This is a genomic window from Rhodococcus sp. APC 3903, from assembly GCF_030407755.1.
Taxonomy (GTDB): Bacteria; Actinomycetota; Actinomycetes; order Mycobacteriales; family Mycobacteriaceae; genus Rhodococcus_F; species Rhodococcus_F erythropolis.
Genome location: NZ_JASDCV010000017.1, coordinates 1 through 15,546, shown reverse-complemented (window position 1 = coordinate 15,546; position 15,546 = coordinate 1). Strand labels below are relative to the sequence as shown.

The following is a 15,546-nucleotide window of genomic DNA, read 5'->3' as shown; positions in this document are numbered from 1 at the left end:
CAGCGCGGTGGAGGGTGAATTGCCCTCCCCGCACTGCGATGTGCCTCAACACTCGGGTGTCAGCTGAGCATCTTCAGTACTAGCTGGTACTCACCGTTGATCTCGGCGTTGCGAAGCGGCTTGGCGGCGTCGACCACGATTTCCGTGGCGTCGTCGTGCGCCTTCAGTAGGCCGATGGTCTCGACAATGTAGTCATCAAGTGGCAGAGCTGATTCCGAGTTCTCCTGACCCATCAGCGTGGTGCGGACTCCTGGCGGGATGAGTTCGATGCACTGGATCGAGGTATCGGCGAGTTGTACGCGCATGCTCTCGGTGAAGAGATGAACCGCCGCCTTTGTCGCGTTGTACGTGGGCGTGACGGGCAGTGGGACGAAGCCGACGGCGGATGAGACGGTGACGATGGTGGCATTGGGCTTCGTCATCAGATGCGGGATGAACTGGCCGGCCAAGCGAATTGTTCCGAGAAGGTTTGTCGTGACGGTTCTCTCGGCGATGTCGAGGAAGTCCGGGTTCTTCAAGTCTTCCGGGTACATGATTCCCGACATCGTCACGAGGACGTTCAGATCGGGAAATTCCTCCGTGACGGATTCATGTGCGGTTCGAATGGATCTCGGGTCGTCCACGTCGATGACGACCGTGCTGATGCCCGGGTACTTGTCCGAGATCTCTTGGAGCAGAGCGGATCGACGCCCTCCGACGATTACCTTGTTCCCCTCGTTCTGCAATCCCACTGCAAGTGCGAGGCCGATACCGGAGGTTCCGCCGGCAATGAAGATGGTATTTCCCGAGATTTTCAATTTGTGCTTCCTTGGTTTGTCGTGGGCGTCGACGTGGCGACAGTGATGGATTTGAGTTGGGTGTATTCGTTGAGCGTCTCGAGGCAGAACTCTCGCCCCAGGCCGCTTTCCTTGAATCCCCCGAAGGGGACACCGCCTCCCAGATTGAAGTACTGATTGATCCAGACGCAGCCCGCATCAAGACGATCCGCGGTTTGCATCGCGTTCTTCAGGTTGGAGGTATAGATCCCAGCAGCGAGACCGTACGGAGTGTCATTGGCTTCTGCGATCACGTGCTCGTAGTTGTTCCATCTGAGGACGCACAGGACAGGTCCGAAGATTTCGTCCTGTGCGATTCGCATCGAGTTGGTGACCTCGAGAATCGTCGGCGCGACGAAGTTTCCGGCTTCGAATCCCGGCACTTCTACCCGATCCCCGCCTGTAAGTAGTTGTGCGCCTTCGTCGATCCCGGATTTGATCATGGAGATCACACGTTCGGCGTGTTCCCGGTGGATCAATCCGCTCAGTTCGGTGTCCTCGTTCAGTGGCGGCCCGACTCGCAATGATCGGAATCCTGCGACGAGTTTTTCCACGAAGGTGTCATAGATATCCTCGTGGATGAAGAGACGTGTTCCGGCCAAGCAGGATTGGCCGTTGCACATGAGGATACCTGCGGTGGCATCGGCGACCACTGCATCGATGTCCTCGATATCAGGAAACACGATGCTGGGACTCTTGCCGCCGAGTTCGAGTGTGGTCGAGATCAGCCGTGAGGCTGCGGCGTGTGCCACGAGTCGGCCGACTTCGGTGCTTCCGGTGAAAGCGAGTTTGCTGACCTTCGGATGGTCTATCAGGGCTGCGCCGGCTTCCTCGCCAAGACCAGGGACAACATTGAAAACGCCTGCGGGAAACACGTCGGCGGCGATCCTGGCCAGCTCCATGACGGAAACGCAAGCATTTTCATCAGGTTTGAGGACCACTGTGTTTCCCGCAGCGAGAGCAGGTGCAATCTTGAACGCCGTCATTACCACGGGATCGTTCCAGGGAATGATCTGTCCACATACGCCCAATGGCACTCGCTTCGCGACCAGGTATCCCGATGCCAACTCGCGGCCGAAGCCATGGTGGGCCAGCGAGATTGACGCAAAGTATCGCAGGTGTGAGACGGCGGCTCGATAGTCCTCGCGCATCTCACTGATATGGCGCCCGGTATCCATACATTCGAGCTGGGCAAGCTCTTCGGCCTGATCCTCCACGAGCGCGGCAAACTGCAAGATTTTGGCGGATCGTTCTTCAGCGGTCAGGTTCGACCATGCAGGAAATGCCCGCCTGGCGGCTTCGACCGCGTCGTCGATCTCTGTGGGCCCGCACCGAGACAGTGTGGCGAGTAGAGCGCCGGAAGCGGCGTCACGCGCCTCGAATGTGGATGTGCCCATGGCTCGGAACGCTCCGTTGATGAACGCACCGTATTCACGAACTGCTTGACCCTCCATGGAACCTCCTAGATCGGTCAATCACTGACTGACAAAGTGTACTGTACGTTTCGTACACTTGTCGATGGTTGCCTTACCGCCCATGGATGGCGTCAGCAGAAAGACCAGCTAGAACAGTGTTCTGGTTACGTCGTCAAGGCGTAGCTGCAGCAATTCCAACCGCTTGCTTCATAGCCTGCGAGACATAACCGGTGCCGATCTTGACGCCACCCAGCCACTCGGTCAGGCGAACTGCCTCGGCGTCGAGCGCCCGTTGCGCATCCGCGGACACGGATTCGAGTACTCGAACGTGGACCACTCCGGCGGCGTCTTGGATCCAGCAGCCCACGACACGACCGTCGACCCAAGCTGTGGTGCCGGCATTACCTCGGGTGTCGAAGAGTTGGTTGCGGTGCGGGCCGAGATAGAAGTCACGGTTCTTCCACCCCATGATCGTCGGGTCGAGCACCGGTAGGAGTGCCACCCAAGGACCTGGATCAGGCACCGTGGCGACGTCATCCGGTAGTAACCAGCCGGTGTCGCCTCCGTCGAGTGAGACTGCAACGGATTCGAGTTCGGCGAGGGCGGCCCGGACGACCGTCTTGGTCGAGCCCAGCCACCAGACGATGTCGTCTTCCGTCCCCGGTCCGAAGGAGTGGAGCCAGCGTCGGACTATTTCTCTGTATCCGTCTGCAGATTCGAGATCGGTGGGGGCGTCGTCGAGCCAGTGTCGAGTGAGAGTCCACAGTGGGCGTGAGACGGGGAATCGGGCGGTGTTGGCGCCGCGCATGATGTCTGCGGTCGCCCCGAGGTGCGTGAGAACCCTGGGTGCCGACCAGATTTCGCCTGCCGAACCCTCGACCTTGACGTCGATCATCGGTACTGCCTGACGGACCTCGAGTGCGGAAAGGCCTTCAGGGGCATCGGTGAGCAGTGTCAGAACCTCCGCCCGCGCGCGATCGAGCCAGTCGTTGCCGTCGACGGCGATTCCGGCCTTGACGACATCCTTGGCCATTCGTGCGCGCTCGGTGTTCGCGACGCGGGCGGACGCACTCGACCACGCGGCCGGCAGCAAGTCTCGGGGAAAGGTGAAGAGCGTGCGGCGCATAGCCAATTGCTTCACGAGACTGCGTTGGTCGTACAAGGCGTTGTCGACGTCAGTGGCGTCCAATGACCGAACCCTCGCCCAGCAAGACAGATAGACCGTCGCTGATTCGGTGGCGTGCAGTACCGTCATCGCCCGCGTGGCAGCTTCCGGAGAATCGACGCGGAACGAAGGCGCCAGCGCGTGACGTACTCCTATGCGTGCACGGCGTTCGTCGTCGGAAACATGGCGCATCAGGCCATCGTGCCACAGGCCAAGTGCGTCGTATCGGCTAGTTGCGCGAGAGTTCGATTGCGCCAGTAGTCGTCGTGTTGGAGATGTGTGATGGCCCCGGGCGTGGTCGCGAAGTTCGCAAACCCTGTGGCTTCGACGGGGATCTGCAGCCAGGCGGAGACGACGAATGTGTGTGCAAATCCGTGTGTTACGACGATGTGATCGTGATCGAGTTCGGTCATCAGTTCGCGCACGCACTCGCCGACCCTTGATGCGATGTCGCGGCGGGTTTCGGCACCGGCAACGGGGCCACGGTGATCGAGGCGGTTGTTGTCAGGAGCCGGAACCTGCCGCTGGGTCAGCCACGAGTTCGGGCGCCCTTCGGCTTCTCCGAAGCTGATTTCGCGCAATCGAGAGTCTGTTGTCGCCGGAACATCGAGCGTCCGGGCGATGATCGCGGATGTCTCGGCGCACCGTTCGAGGTCGGAAGAGGTGATGCGGATCGGGCGCGAAGTTCCTGCGCGTCGACGTTTCAACTCTTCGGCGATCAATTCTGCATCGCGCCTGCCTGCGGGCGTGAGAACCGAATTGTGCCAACCTCCGACGATGTCCTGTGCTGTGTGTTCGGCATGAGGATGAGTGACGACGTAAAGATCCTGCACGAGACCCCTTTTGTTACCCGACCGTTTCGGGCAACAGTATTCCAGGATTGAGGATTCCACGCGGATCCCAGGACGATTTGATCAGCTTCATGGCGGCGATGTCGGTTTCCGTGCGCCCCAGCGCTATCCACGGTGACTTCGCGCGACCGATCCCGTGCTCGGCGCTGATACTTCCGTGATGGGCGGAGACGAGTTCGAAGACCGTATCGGTCAGTTCGTGGGCGATGCTCGGTTCGGCGTCAAGAAGATTCACATGGATATTCCCGTCGGCGAAGTGTCCGAACAACATTGGACGCACATGGACGAATCGTTCGGTGAGTACTTCGCGGAGGCTCTCGATGAACATGCCCATCACGGACAAGGGGACGGAGATGTCGAGTTTGACCACCGGAGTCGTCGATGAAGCGCTGATGCTTTCGGTATGGCTTTCTCGCAGAGTCCACAGTTTTCGAGCGGGGCCAGGCTCAACTGTCGCGTCCTCGATGAGATCGGCAGAGGCAGAGAGAACTTCCAGGAGTGACTCTTCCGTCTCGCGCGGCGATGACACCTCGATCAGGGTGTACATCGGTGACGGTGTTCCGAACGGGCGACGGGCATCGGTGTGTGCGCAGACGAGGGAGATGCCGTCGTCGGTCATGATCTCGGCGGCCTCCACGGTCAACCCGCTCTGGCGCACGCGATTACACAGCTGCAGCGCTTGATCGACGTCGCGCACACCCGCGAGTACAACTTGGGTGTCGGTCGCCGGGGTGACCAACTTCATCAGGACCTTGGTGACAATCGCGAGCGTTCCCTCACTGCCCGCAAGAAGCCCTGGGATGTCGTATCCGACATTGTCTTTGACAAGTGGAGTCCACCTGCTCAAGACGGAACCATCGGCGAGTACTGCCTCGATTCCGAGTATCTGTGCCCGTGTATTTCCGTATCGGACCATGCGGGTACCGCCGGCGTTGGTTGCGACGATGCCGCCGAGGGTCGCGGATTCCTTTGATGCCAAATCGATTCCGAATCGGAGGCCATGTGCGGAGGCCGCCAGGTCGGCGCGAGCGACGGTCACGCCCGCACCGGCCGCGATTGTCCGGCCGATGGGGTCGACGGTCTCGATCGAATCCAAACGCCTGGTGCTCAGCACCACTGATCCAGCCGATGGTATTCCGCCACCGACAAGTCCGGTATTTCCACCTTGCGGGGTGATGGGAATCCCGGCCTCGAAGCAGGTCGTGACGACGGCGGACACTTCGGCGGTGTCGGCCGGACGGACCACAGCTATTGCGTCACCGATCCAACGTCCCGTCCAGTCGCGTGTGTAACCCTCGATCAGCTCTGGATCGGTGAGGACGTGCGCTTCGCCGACGATCTCTGCGAGGGCGTCGAGGAACCTCGCGTCCGTTGCAGGTTCGCGTGCTTCGACGAGTGTTCGGGGGCTCATGTTCAACCTTGTGATCGTTCGGGGGACAGTTTTTCGGGAGACGAGCGGTGGAACAACCTGCACTCGATCCTCCGACCTCAGGTGATGCGCTGTCCAAGACCAAGTAGTGACACCACCATCTGTTCTTCTTATAATCGCCGTATGAACCTGCAGCGCGCACGCTATCTGATCGCTCTGTCGGATCACGGCAGCTTCACTCGCGCCGCCGCGAACGTCCACGTGGCGCAATCTGCACTCAGTCAGCAGATCAAGGTTCTCGAGCGCGAGCTCGGAGTTCCTCTGGTGGATCGCCGAGGTCCGCAGTTCACTTTCACCGACGCGGGGCGGGTAGCGGTACGGGAGGCACGCTTCTTGCTCGGGTGCGCAGACCGGGCGGTCGAACGAATTCGATTGGCTGCACGCGGCGTGGACGGGGAACTGCGCATCGCGTACACCCGGTCGTGGGCGGGTGGCACCGTCGGAGATCTGGTCAGCACTTATCGCAAGCTCTATCCAGGCGTCGAAGTTGTCGTGCACCGGGGCACTTCGGCGCAGACTGTCGACCTCGTCCGAACCGGAGCCGTCGACATCGCGGTTGTGCGACCGCCGCTCGATGACGACGATCGTGAACTTCCCCTGATCGTCCTCGACACCGAACCTATCCTGGTTGCCGTTCCCGTGGATCATCCGTTCGGGGATCGAACGACACTCGAACTCGGAGATCTGGTGGACGTCCCCGTCGTATTCTGGCCCGAGGCGAATGCACCCGGGATGTATTCGCGCACGCTCGAACAGCTTTGGCCCGACAGCACTCCCAATATCGTTCGATTCGAGGCTGACGACGAGCAGGTTTTGCACGCCGTCTCGGACGGGGTGGGAATTGCGCCGATCCCGCAGGGGCGGGCCCGGATGCTCCGAATCCCGGGTATTCATCTGTGTGAGATCGCCGGTATGCAGCCGACTCTCGAAGTTGCCGTGACCTACCGTCCGGACAACCCGAATCCCGCGCTTGCACCCTTCGTTGCGCTTGCCGAACGCGAAAGATCGTCAACCACTGCGTAGCGCAAGTGATGCGCGGTGGGCCCTATCCGCCATCGAGGACCAGCATCATGGCTGTTGCGCGTGCCCGGTTCTCGATGGTGTCGACGTGGAATCCGACGTGCTGGGACAGCTTTGCCAATCGGTGCGCGACGCTGCTGTGATGAAGATGCATGGAATCGGCTGCGGCCCTCAATGTTCCGGATTGCAGGTATGCCCTCAAGGTTTCGAGTAGTTCTAATCCCTGTTTGGTATCGCCGATCTCTTCGGCAAGAACCAGATCCGGTATTCGCGAGTGATCGATGTGTGATCCCGGTGCCAGGAGGTTGAGGGCGCCGAGATCGTCGGCGTTCACGATCGGTGTTGTTGCTGACGCCTGTGCGCGAGCGAATCGTGCAGTGCTGAGTATTGTATTCACTTCGGAAGCGGAAGCAGCCAAAGATATTCCGGCGCGAATGGATGACGACAGTGCTGACTCGGACAGCTCGGGTGTCGGTGCGAACGAACCCGCCACGAGATTCAGATACTCGCCATCAGCTTCTATCCCAACGGCTTTGCCAGGTGTGCAATCTTGCGAAATAACAAGGTGTGCAGTGCCGCCGGCCGTGTCTGAGACTGCCTTGGTTGCCATGACGCGGACTGGGGTTTGGGGTTCGATACCGAGACCGGCGCAGGAGGTGAGCACCGCGAGTTCATCCATCGGGAACAACAGATTTCGAGTGTGCTCGGCTTCGGTAGGCAAGCGTCGGGGTTGCAGGATTATCGCTGCGGTCAGGGCCATTCGGTCGACGAGCATTTCGTCGAGCGGCAAGTGCGCACCAGGACGCTCGATCCATACCTTCCCGAGAACCTCGTCGTCTACAGCGATGTCCCTGGCCATGCTCGGAGGGAACTGGGGTTCGGGTGACCATCGGCCGCGTGGGTCACATCGGCGCAAATTCTTCTTGCTTCTACCGTGTTCCACGATCTCGATACCTACAACGCAGTCCGCCAACTGCGCGCTCGCGCGAAGCAGAGATGCGGTGTCGGAGCCGTGCCGCACGAGCGTGTCGAAGTAATCGATGACACGTACCAGGCCTGCCGAGTCTGCATCGAGCTCGGCAAGCCGGTACATCAGTCCTTGCATCTCGCAACGCTACGAGACAGGCGACAGCGAACGCAACCCTCTCCGGAGCGCAGTGAGGGCTTCGGCGGCACTTCTTTCGCTGACTGCTGCGGTCGCCACTAGTGCCGACCCGTGAAAGGTTCCGGGGAAGGAGTGCAATTCGACGCTGACTCCCGCATGCAGCAGTCGAAGGGCGTATTCGATTCCTTCGTCGCGAAGAGGGTCGAGTTCCATGGTGGACAGGTAGGTCGGCGGCAGACCGGTGAGGTCGGTCGCCCGGGACGGCGCAGCGTAAATGGAGACGTCAGGATCTTCGGGTCCTGAATACGACTCGCCGAGGTAGTACTTCCACGACAGGATGGCGTTGGGGCGGTGCCACAACGGTGTGTCGACGAAGTTCGTCATCGAGACAGTCGCCAGACGGTCGTCGAGTTCAGGAATTTCGAGGAATTGGAATGCCACGGGCACAACGCCCTCGTCGCGGGCTTTGAGGACAGTGCCTGCGGCCAATCCGCCGCCTGCACTCTGCCCGCCCACTGCGATGCGGCTGGGATCGACCCCCAGTTCCTCGGCATGGGCGTGGATGTAGACGAGTGCGGCGTAGCAGTCGTTGACGGGGCCGGGAAAGGAGGTTTCGGGGGCGAGGCGGTACTCCACGTTTGCAACGGCGAATCCGAGTTCGCGCGCTACCTCGACACAAAATGGATCGCTGGACTCAGCGGTGCCGATTGCAAATCCGCCGCCGTGGATCCAGAGCAGAACGGGGACAGGGCCGGCGGTGTTGTCCGGGGTGAAGAAACGAATCGTGACTTCCGGATCGCCGTCCAGGCCAGGAGCGGACAGTTCACGAAGCGAGACTCCGTCAAATGGCAGGTCGGCCAACATGGCGCCGATCAGAGCGTCGTAGGTGGCCCGCGCGTTGGGGAGGTCAGCGAAGTCCACTTTCGGGAGCATGGTGAGTGCTGCGGCGAGTTCGGGGTCGAGAGTGGGGAATGTTGTCATGCACTCATCATCGATCCTGAATGTGGCCTACGTCACCAGTGGTTTGTAGGAAATCGGAAAGTCTTCTTCCGACGCCCGTCGGATCTCCCTAGGATGACGCCGGTGGACAGAGTACATCTCGGGGTGGGTTCGAGCGATTCGGAAGTTGGGTCCAGGATCGGTGGACGCCCGCCGCAGGTTTTCGCTGGTCAGCCGATTTTGCAGACGCATGAGTATCTCTTGACGCTCGAGGCGCACACGACTCCGTGGCTCGGTGCGCGAGAGCTTTCCGTCTTCATCCGTCGGGGATTCTCCATCGGCGACGACGACCTCGAATACCCGGACATCGGGGTCAGGGCAGTCCTGCACCCGCCGTCATCACGAGGTGCGGAATCGGCCGGCACTCACGAGGGCCTGGGGGGCGCGGCGTTGATCAATCTTCCCGCAGACGACGAAGTGATGCCGTTGGTGTTGATCGCGCCGCAACCGGTACTCATACAAAATGAACCGTCCTACGCCGATGCCGTCGAGGCGGACGGGCATCGCTTCCTGTTCCAGATCAATGAAGAGGGATGGCCGGTGGTTGCCGAGCCGCAACCCGAGTTCGTCGAGGCATACCTGTTTGGCTACGGCTCGGTGTATTTCTACGGGAGCGCTGACGCGGCCGGGCTCGCCGATGAAGTCGTGCCAGGATTTCTCGATTTCTGAGCTGCCAGACGACCCTTCTGCCGATACCGTGGGCAACGTATTCGACCGGCGGATTTGTCCTTCGAAAATTAGTTTCGGAAGTTTGTCGATCGGCGTCTTTGCCGTTCGACGTGTAGGCAGAGGGACCGAATGAGCGGTCCACAAACGAAGGAGATTCTCATGAAGTACATGCTGATCATGCGTTCCACCGACGAAGCCATCGAAGCATCCAAGGACATGGACTTCGACGAGATCATCGCCGCGATGGGGCAATACAACGAATCCTTGATCAAGGCCGGTGTCTTGCTGGCAGGTGAGGGATTGGCGATGGAGGAGGGATTCATCGTCGATTTCGAGTCCGATCCGCCGCTGGTCTCCGATGGCCCGTACGGCGAGACGAAGGAGTTGTTCTCGGGATTCTGGATCATTCAGACGTCGACCAAAGACGAAGCCTTGGAATGGGCGAAGCGCTGCCCGCTCGGGCCGGGAAGCAAGCTCGAGGTGCGCCGCGTGAGCGAGATGTCGGACTTCGATCAGGACAACGAGTACATCCAGAAGGAAGCCGGCTGGCGCGAAGAGCTCGGTACCGATCGTCCGGTCGCAGGCTGAACCATGACCGACGAGGCGGTGCGAGAAGAAACGAGAAAGGCTGTCGACGCGGTCTGGCGAATCGAATCCGCGAAGATCGTCGCCACGTTGACTCGCACCGTCGGAGATCTTGATCTCGCCGAAGACCTGGCAGCGCAGGCTCTGCTCGAAGCCGTCGAGCAGTGGCCGGCCACCGGAGTTCCCCGAAATCCCGCTGCCTGGCTGACTTCCGTTGCGACGCGTCGAGCAATCGACGGGTGGCGACGACGTGAGAGGCTGGACGAGCGCTACGCCCACTTTGCGCGTGAACTCGAGAACGACGCTTCGCATTTCGACGACGTCAGCTGGGATCCGGATCGGATCGACGACGACGTCCTCCGGCTGATGTTCATCGCCTGCCACCCGGTGTTGAATCGAAAAGCGCAGGTGGCCTTGACTCTTCGGGTTGTGGGCGGGTTGACCACCGAAGAAATTGCGAAGGCGTTCCTGACGCCGACCGCGACAGTTCAGCAGCGGATAGTCCGTGCGAAGAAGGCGTTGACCGCATCGAAAGCGGTTTTCGAAGTTCCAGGACGAGAAGAGTTTTCGAGCAGGTTGAGCGCCGTCCTCGGAGTTCTGTACCTGGTGTTCAACGAAGGTTATGCAGCCAGCTCGGGGGACGAGTGGATGCGGGCGGACCTGAGTGCTGAAGCTCTGCGGCTCGCGCGAATACTCGCCGAATTGGTCCCCGGGGAATCCGAGGTACACGGCCTTGTCGCGTTGATGGAGCTGACAGCCTCGAGATTCGGCGCTCGGACAACCTCGACAGGTGAGCCCATCCTGCTGGCGGACCAGGACCGGACTAGGTGGGACCGCCTACAGATCTCGCGTGGGCTTGCAGCGCTGGAACGAGCTGACGCCGTCGGGCGTGGACGTGGCCCGTACGGTTTGCAGGCAGCGATAGCCGAATGTCATGCGCGAGCAGCAACTTTCGATGACACCGATTGGAAGAAGATAGTCATCCTCTACGAGGCTCTGGCGCAACTGGCCCCGTCGCCCGTGGTCGACCTCAATCATGCGGCGGCGGTATCCATGGCATACGGTCCTGGCCCTGCGCTCGAATTCGTCGACAAGCTTGTCGCTTCAGGTGAATTGACGGGCTACCACCTGCTTCCCAGTGTTCGGGGGGAGTTGCTCAGTCAGCTCGGCCGATCCGAGGAGGCTAGAACCGAACTCCTCGAAGCAGCGAGGCTGGCCGGGAACGAGCGTGAGCGTGCAGTATTGGTCGCGAAAGCAGATGCGCTGCTGTCGGATCAGTAGTCACACGATTGGTAGTCAGGGCTGAGTCGGATCATCGTTCGGCACCATGGGCGGCATCCCGACCCCGTAAGGATCGAGCATGTCCGATACACGTCGACCCCACCGTTCATGGGCGGACTGACGGGTCATTCCGGCAGCGCGGCCGATGGTCGCCCATGTTGCGCCGAATCTTCGCAGGCTCATGACGCTTGCCGTCGAATCGATGCCTGCGGCGAGCTGGATCCGGAAACTTGCCAACTGCCAAGCCATCTGACGCTGCGCCGGGATGTCGGTGTCCTGTTCTGCCTCCCATTCGGGGCTGCCAGGTAATGGATCCGTTCCGACAATCTTGTCCGCCTGCGCGCCGGCCTCGGAGATTGCGACGTTAGCCGTCGAAGTTGCGGCGGTCTCGATCTTTGCGGTCAGGGCGGTCTCGATCAGATCTTGCATAAGAAATTCTCCATTCGTCAGGTTTAGCCTGACAGTTTCAATCGAATGTTGTCAAGAGGTACCTGACTGATTCAATTTGATTAATGCACGATCTATTTGTGTACTATCTAAATGGTCTCCGGTTCTGTTGGCCGACGTCGAAGGGGTTGCTGGTGAAGATCGTGGTTCTGTCATTCCTGATGGCGCTGACCTTGATGACCGTCGGGATCATCGCGGCGCGCAACTGCAGCACTCGACCTGCCGTGACCGGGGCAGTTACTGCGGCGTCGACGGTTCTTGCTGCCGCCTGGACACTTTTTGCCGTGGCCTTCGTACTGGCCTGATCGCACTTCGGCGTGAGCGCGCCAGCGTCGGCGACTGAACTGCGCAGCAGGTCAGGTACGTTTTGTCTGCAGCGCGATGCCGCATACCCTGGCAGGCGTGGCAATTGCTGAAACAGACAGGAACTATGGAGGAAGGTCGGTCGCGGCACGCAAGGCCGAGCGCCGTTCCCTCTTCTTGAATGCTGCTCTCAGTGTGTTTGCCGACAAGGGGTATGCCGGAAGTTCGGTGGCGGATATCTGTGCGTCCGCGAGTTTGGCCAGAAGGCAGTTCTACGACGAGTTCGGTAGCCGCGAGGATCTACTCCTGGCGCTGTATGACCAGATTCAACTCGACGCCAGAATTGCGATGGTCGACGCACTCGACGCGGAGCCTTCGGTCAATCTGCGGGACAAGGCAGCAACGGCCATGGCTGCCTTCGTCGAGTCGGTCGGAAGTGACCCGCGACGTGCACACGTTGCCTTCATCGACGTCGTGGGTGTCAGTCCTCGAGTGGAAAAGCATCGTGTGGACCAACGTTCGGTTTGGGCAACATTTTTCGAGTCGATCATCAAAGGGATTGTGGGCGACGATTACGAACCGCCGGGTGGTTACCGGTGGGCGTCCACTGCCTTCATCGGTGCGCTTACCGCGCTGGTGCACCAGTGGAGCACTACGGAGCCTCGTCCCCCTGTGTCGGTACTGGTGGATCTGATGACGGTGCTCCTGAACGCGTTGATTGACGACGCGCCCCTTCGTGCCGGCGAATAGGTCACGAACACCGGGGATTGTAATCCAGCCCACAACGCTCTACTCTCGTCCTCAATATGTTAGACACTCGCATCTAACTTGTGCGCCCGTGATGAGAACTGCGGCAACACAAGGCAATCTGTGCTTTTTCGGGGAGGAATTGGTATGGGACGACGCTGGACAACTGACCGACAATGCGGGGGCTTCGCGATTGCCGTGATTGCAGTAATCGGGCAGATCGCACTTTCGGCACCTGCCTCAGCGGCACCGGACGGAGGTGTTCCTACCCAAGTTCAGGTCCAGCCTGCCCTGCCGCCTGCGGTTGCGCCGCTATTGCCTGCGCTGGACCAGGCCTTTTATGAACCGCCCGCCGGGGTCGTCGAATCCAAGGAGCCGGGTGAGATCATTGCCGCGCGTACAGTGAATCTCGGTACTCTCAATCTGATTCCGACCAATGTTGATGCGTGGCAGATCTCCTATCGTTCCAATAACGCTGCGGGTGAGGCGATTCCGGCTGTCACCACAGTGATCAAGCCTCGCGGCGACACTCGCGACGGCGGGCCGCGTCCGCTGCTGTCCTTTCAGATGGCCGAAGACTCGCTCGGAAGTTACTGCGCACCTTCGTATGTCATGCAGCAGGGCGCATTGCCGTGGCTGGTGACGGGCGCTGCCACTGGTGGGGCGCAGTTCCTCGAAGTGCAAGCGGCGCTGGCGCAGGGCTGGGCACTATCGGTGCCCGATCATCAGGGGCCGAATTCTTCTTTCGCGTCCGGCCCGGTAGCCGCGCGGATCACGCTCGACGGTATTCGTGCGGCCGAGAACTTCGAACCCATGGATCTGCAAGGTCGGTCGACTCGAGTAGGGCTGCTCGGGTACTCGGGCGGGTCGATTCCTACTGGTCACGCGGCTGAAATACGGCGCACCTATGCCCCGGAACTGAATGTCGTCGGAGTCGCCGAAGGCGGTGTTGCAGCCGATCTCGGTGCTTTGCTCGACAATGCCAACAACGCTCTAGGGGCCGGGATCGTCGCTGCCGGTGTCATCGGAGTGAGCCGAGAAGATTCTGAACTCGCAGGCTTCATAGATCAGCACATAAGCCCCGCCGGCCGAGCGCTTTTCGCTGCCAAAGACAACCTGTGCATGCTCTGGACGTCGGCTGCCGTGCCCTTCCTCAACATCAAAGGTTTCCTCGATGTACCGGGAGATCCCGTCCAACATCCCACGGTGAGAGCCGCGCTCTCTCGAGCTGCCATGGGTAAGTCCGTTCCTGACGTGCCGATGTACATCTACCAGTCGAATCCCGACTGGTTGGTGCCTGTGGGCCCGGTGAACAAACTTGTCGATACCTATTGCCAAGATCCTTCTGCGAGTGTCGTTTACACCAGAGACCACTTCAGTGAGCATGTCAGCATGGAAGTCGTCGCATTGCCGAGTGCTCTGCTGTGGCTTCGTGATCGGTTCGCCGGCGTCCCGGCCCAACAGGGGTGCAGCACCTTCGATGCTGGATCGATGGCGCTTGATCAGAGAACGTGGCCGGTCTGGGAAGACGCAGTGGGCGAACTTGTCGCAGGCCTGTTCGGCAAGCCGATCGGAAACTAGCGGGGGACGTGATGTTGTGGTGAGGAATTCTCCCAGGGGCAAGGTGTTGCACTGACTGGACGTTGTTTCACTGATCGGGCCTTGACAATGGAGTCTTGTCACAACTGGCTTCTTGTCACAATTGGGTTCCTGTCACCGACGAAAGGTTGCGCGATGACAAAGCTGTTGTTTGCAGTCACTTCTGCAGATCACTGGACGCTGAACGACGGGACAGCCCACCCAACCGGATACTGGGCGGAAGAACTGGTCGAGGCGCATCGCGTTTTCGTCGAGGGCGGCTACGACATCGTGATCGCGACGCCTGGCGGTAAAGCCCCCGTTGTGGATGAGGGAAGCCTGGCGCCTGAGGTCAACGGCGGGCAAGAAGGCGCTGATCGTATGCGCAAGTACATCGCCGATCTGCAGCCGGTGCTGGATTCGCCGGAGATTCTGGAGAACGCCGATGCTGCCGACTACGACGTGGTCTTTGTGCCAGGTGGACATGGACCGATGGAAGATCTTGCAGTGTCGGCATCCTTCGGCGAGCTTCTGGTGAAGTTCTTGGACGCCGACAAGGTGGTTTCGGCGGTCTGTCACGCACCGGCGGCACTTCTGCCCGCCCAGAGATCCGATGGAAGCTGGCTGTTCGACGGCTATCAGCTGACGGCGTTCACCAACGAAGAGGAGACGCAGGCTGGTCTGGCGGACAAGGCTCCGTGGCTGCTCGAAACTCGGCTACGCGAGTTGGGCGGCAAATTCTCGAAGGCTGAGGCGTGGTCGCCTTATGTCGTGGTGGACCGGAAGCTCTACACCGGTCAGAATCCGGCTTCGTCGAAGCCGCTCGCCGAGCGGATCGTCGCGGACTTGGGCTGAACGATCACCGGCTAGGCCCGAGCACGGCTTTTGGCACCGCATCGAGGACTCTTTCGATGCGGTGCTGGGCCGTGTTCTGTTGTGCCCGAGGAGTACTACCTCAGGTTTTGAAGGTGGTGTTCGCCGGCCGCGGATGCTGCCCGGGGTCGATCGAGGGCGGTGGGATGAACCAGGGTTTGTTGTCGACCCCGATGCGGATCACCCATTTCCCGACGAACCCGGATTTTCGGTGCATCAACCGGTGATGCGAACGGCACAGCAGGACAAGGTTGTTCATCACCG

At 60.4% G+C, this 15,546-nt stretch carries 16 protein-coding genes and 1 pseudogene; 8 read left to right on the top strand and 9 right to left on the bottom strand.

Annotated features, from left to right (window positions below; all coding sequences use genetic code 11):
- Positions 1 to 59: 59 nt before the first annotated feature.
- The 5 genes from QMA15_RS22655 to QMA15_RS22635 all read right to left on the bottom strand — a co-directional run bounded on the left by QMA15_RS22655 (position 60) and on the right by QMA15_RS22635 (position 5,657).
- On the bottom strand, positions 60 to 797 hold the full coding sequence (locus QMA15_RS22655) for an SDR family NAD(P)-dependent oxidoreductase (RefSeq protein ID WP_153212901.1): 738 nt from the start codon (positions 795 to 797) through the stop codon (positions 60 to 62).
- Complete coding sequence (locus QMA15_RS22650; RefSeq protein WP_290286591.1) at positions 794 to 2,269, bottom strand: aldehyde dehydrogenase family protein; 1,476 nt, start codon at positions 2,267 to 2,269, stop codon at positions 794 to 796. Before QMA15_RS22650 ends, QMA15_RS22655 begins: the two co-directional genes overlap by 4 nt.
- A gap of 133 nt (positions 2,270 to 2,402) precedes the next feature.
- The gene (locus QMA15_RS22645) at positions 2,403 to 3,587 is read right to left on the bottom strand and encodes a winged helix DNA-binding domain-containing protein (protein WP_290286589.1); all 1,185 of its coding nucleotides are present in this window, start codon (positions 3,585 to 3,587) and stop codon (positions 2,403 to 2,405) included.
- On the bottom strand, positions 3,587 to 4,228 hold the full coding sequence (locus QMA15_RS22640; RefSeq protein ID WP_290286587.1) for a histidine phosphatase family protein: 642 nt from the start codon (positions 4,226 to 4,228) through the stop codon (positions 3,587 to 3,589). Before QMA15_RS22640 ends, QMA15_RS22645 begins: the two co-directional genes overlap by 1 nt.
- Before the next feature lie 13 nt (positions 4,229 to 4,241).
- Positions 4,242 to 5,657: an FAD-binding oxidoreductase gene (locus QMA15_RS22635; protein ID WP_141488170.1), complete on the bottom strand. Its 1,416-nt coding sequence runs from the start codon at positions 5,655 to 5,657 to the stop codon at positions 4,242 to 4,244.
- Between the two features lie 141 nt (positions 5,658 to 5,798).
- Between QMA15_RS22635 and QMA15_RS22630 the strand changes: the two genes are divergently transcribed.
- Complete coding sequence (locus QMA15_RS22630; RefSeq protein WP_290286584.1) at positions 5,799 to 6,698, top strand: LysR family transcriptional regulator; 900 nt, start codon at positions 5,799 to 5,801, stop codon at positions 6,696 to 6,698.
- A 22-nt stretch (positions 6,699 to 6,720) separates the two neighbouring features.
- Here QMA15_RS22630 and QMA15_RS22625 read toward each other — a convergent pair whose 3' ends face one another.
- Entirely contained in the window at positions 6,721 to 7,800 is a 1,080-nt protein-coding gene (locus QMA15_RS22625; protein WP_229756694.1) for a helix-turn-helix domain-containing protein, read from the bottom strand.
- 9 nt (positions 7,801 to 7,809) lie between these two features.
- Positions 7,810 to 8,781 (bottom strand): alpha/beta hydrolase, encoded by a 972-nt coding sequence (locus QMA15_RS22620; RefSeq protein ID WP_069145344.1) that lies wholly within the window; start codon positions 8,779 to 8,781, stop codon positions 7,810 to 7,812.
- A 93-nt stretch (positions 8,782 to 8,874) separates the two neighbouring features.
- On the opposite strand from QMA15_RS22620, the gene QMA15_RS22615 reads away from it, so the two are divergent.
- The 3 genes from QMA15_RS22615 (at position 8,875) to QMA15_RS22605 (ending at position 11,334) form a co-directional block, all read left to right on the top strand.
- Positions 8,875 to 9,468: a hypothetical protein gene (locus tag QMA15_RS22615; protein WP_290286581.1), complete on the top strand. Its 594-nt coding sequence runs from the start codon at positions 8,875 to 8,877 to the stop codon at positions 9,466 to 9,468.
- A 159-nt stretch (positions 9,469 to 9,627) separates the two neighbouring features.
- Entirely contained in the window at positions 9,628 to 10,056 is a 429-nt protein-coding gene (locus tag QMA15_RS22610) for a YciI family protein (RefSeq protein WP_007735729.1), read from the top strand.
- A 3-nt stretch (positions 10,057 to 10,059) separates the two neighbouring features.
- Complete coding sequence (locus QMA15_RS22605; protein WP_019745926.1) at positions 10,060 to 11,334, top strand: RNA polymerase sigma factor; 1,275 nt, start codon at positions 10,060 to 10,062, stop codon at positions 11,332 to 11,334.
- 15 nt (positions 11,335 to 11,349) lie between these two features.
- On the opposite strand, the gene QMA15_RS22600 is transcribed toward QMA15_RS22605, so the two are convergent.
- Positions 11,350 to 11,763, bottom strand: a complete 414-nt coding sequence (locus QMA15_RS22600) for a hypothetical protein (protein ID WP_269576684.1) — start codon at positions 11,761 to 11,763, stop codon at positions 11,350 to 11,352.
- 152 nt (positions 11,764 to 11,915) lie between these two features.
- Between QMA15_RS22600 and QMA15_RS22595 the strand changes: the two genes are divergently transcribed.
- From QMA15_RS22595 to QMA15_RS22580, 4 genes are all read left to right on the top strand, one after another.
- A complete protein-coding gene (locus tag QMA15_RS22595) occupies positions 11,916 to 12,086 on the top strand; it encodes a hypothetical protein (protein WP_175470379.1) in 171 nt (56 codons plus the stop codon).
- 76 nt (positions 12,087 to 12,162) lie between these two features.
- The gene (locus tag QMA15_RS22590) at positions 12,163 to 12,834 is read left to right on the top strand and encodes a TetR/AcrR family transcriptional regulator (RefSeq protein ID WP_081051136.1); all 672 of its coding nucleotides are present in this window, start codon (positions 12,163 to 12,165) and stop codon (positions 12,832 to 12,834) included.
- Between the two features lie 144 nt (positions 12,835 to 12,978).
- A complete protein-coding gene (locus QMA15_RS22585) occupies positions 12,979 to 14,412 on the top strand; it encodes a lipase family protein (RefSeq protein WP_181447546.1) in 1,434 nt (477 codons plus the stop codon).
- Between the two features lie 153 nt (positions 14,413 to 14,565).
- Positions 14,566 to 15,264, top strand: a complete 699-nt coding sequence (locus QMA15_RS22580; protein WP_290286573.1) for a type 1 glutamine amidotransferase domain-containing protein — start codon at positions 14,566 to 14,568, stop codon at positions 15,262 to 15,264.
- Positions 15,265 to 15,364: 100 nt separating this feature from the next.
- Here the strand turns inward: QMA15_RS22580 and QMA15_RS22575 are convergent.
- Positions 15,365 to 15,546 (bottom strand): annotated as a pseudogene (locus QMA15_RS22575) (HNH endonuclease); the annotation flags it as partial.

Excerpts from the sequence above, each read along its gene's own strand:
- QMA15_RS22635 (WP_141488170.1), bottom strand. The coding sequence starts at position 5,657 with ATGAGCCCCCGAACACTCGTCGAAGCACGCGAACCTGCAACGGACGCG.
- QMA15_RS22605 (WP_019745926.1), top strand. The coding sequence starts at position 10,060 with ATGACCGACGAGGCGGTGCGAGAAGAAACGAGAAAGGCTGTCGACGCG.
- QMA15_RS22615 (WP_290286581.1), top strand. The coding sequence starts at position 8,875 with ATGACGCCGGTGGACAGAGTACATCTCGGGGTGGGTTCGAGCGATTCG.
- QMA15_RS22580 (WP_290286573.1), top strand. The coding sequence starts at position 14,566 with ATGACAAAGCTGTTGTTTGCAGTCACTTCTGCAGATCACTGGACGCTG.
- QMA15_RS22585 (WP_181447546.1), top strand. The coding sequence starts at position 12,979 with ATGGGACGACGCTGGACAACTGACCGACAATGCGGGGGCTTCGCGATT.
- QMA15_RS22600 (WP_269576684.1), bottom strand. The coding sequence starts at position 11,763 with ATGCAAGATCTGATCGAGACCGCCCTGACCGCAAAGATCGAGACCGCC.
- QMA15_RS22645 (WP_290286589.1), bottom strand. The coding sequence starts at position 3,587 with ATGCGCCATGTTTCCGACGACGAACGCCGTGCACGCATAGGAGTACGT.
- QMA15_RS22650 (WP_290286591.1), bottom strand. The coding sequence starts at position 2,269 with ATGGAGGGTCAAGCAGTTCGTGAATACGGTGCGTTCATCAACGGAGCG.
- QMA15_RS22625 (WP_229756694.1), bottom strand. The coding sequence starts at position 7,800 with ATGCAAGGACTGATGTACCGGCTTGCCGAGCTCGATGCAGACTCGGCA.
- QMA15_RS22610 (WP_007735729.1), top strand. The coding sequence starts at position 9,628 with ATGAAGTACATGCTGATCATGCGTTCCACCGACGAAGCCATCGAAGCA.
- QMA15_RS22620 (WP_069145344.1), bottom strand. The coding sequence starts at position 8,781 with ATGACAACATTCCCCACTCTCGACCCCGAACTCGCCGCAGCACTCACC.
- QMA15_RS22630 (WP_290286584.1), top strand. The coding sequence starts at position 5,799 with ATGAACCTGCAGCGCGCACGCTATCTGATCGCTCTGTCGGATCACGGC.
- QMA15_RS22590 (WP_081051136.1), top strand. The coding sequence starts at position 12,163 with ATGCCGCATACCCTGGCAGGCGTGGCAATTGCTGAAACAGACAGGAAC.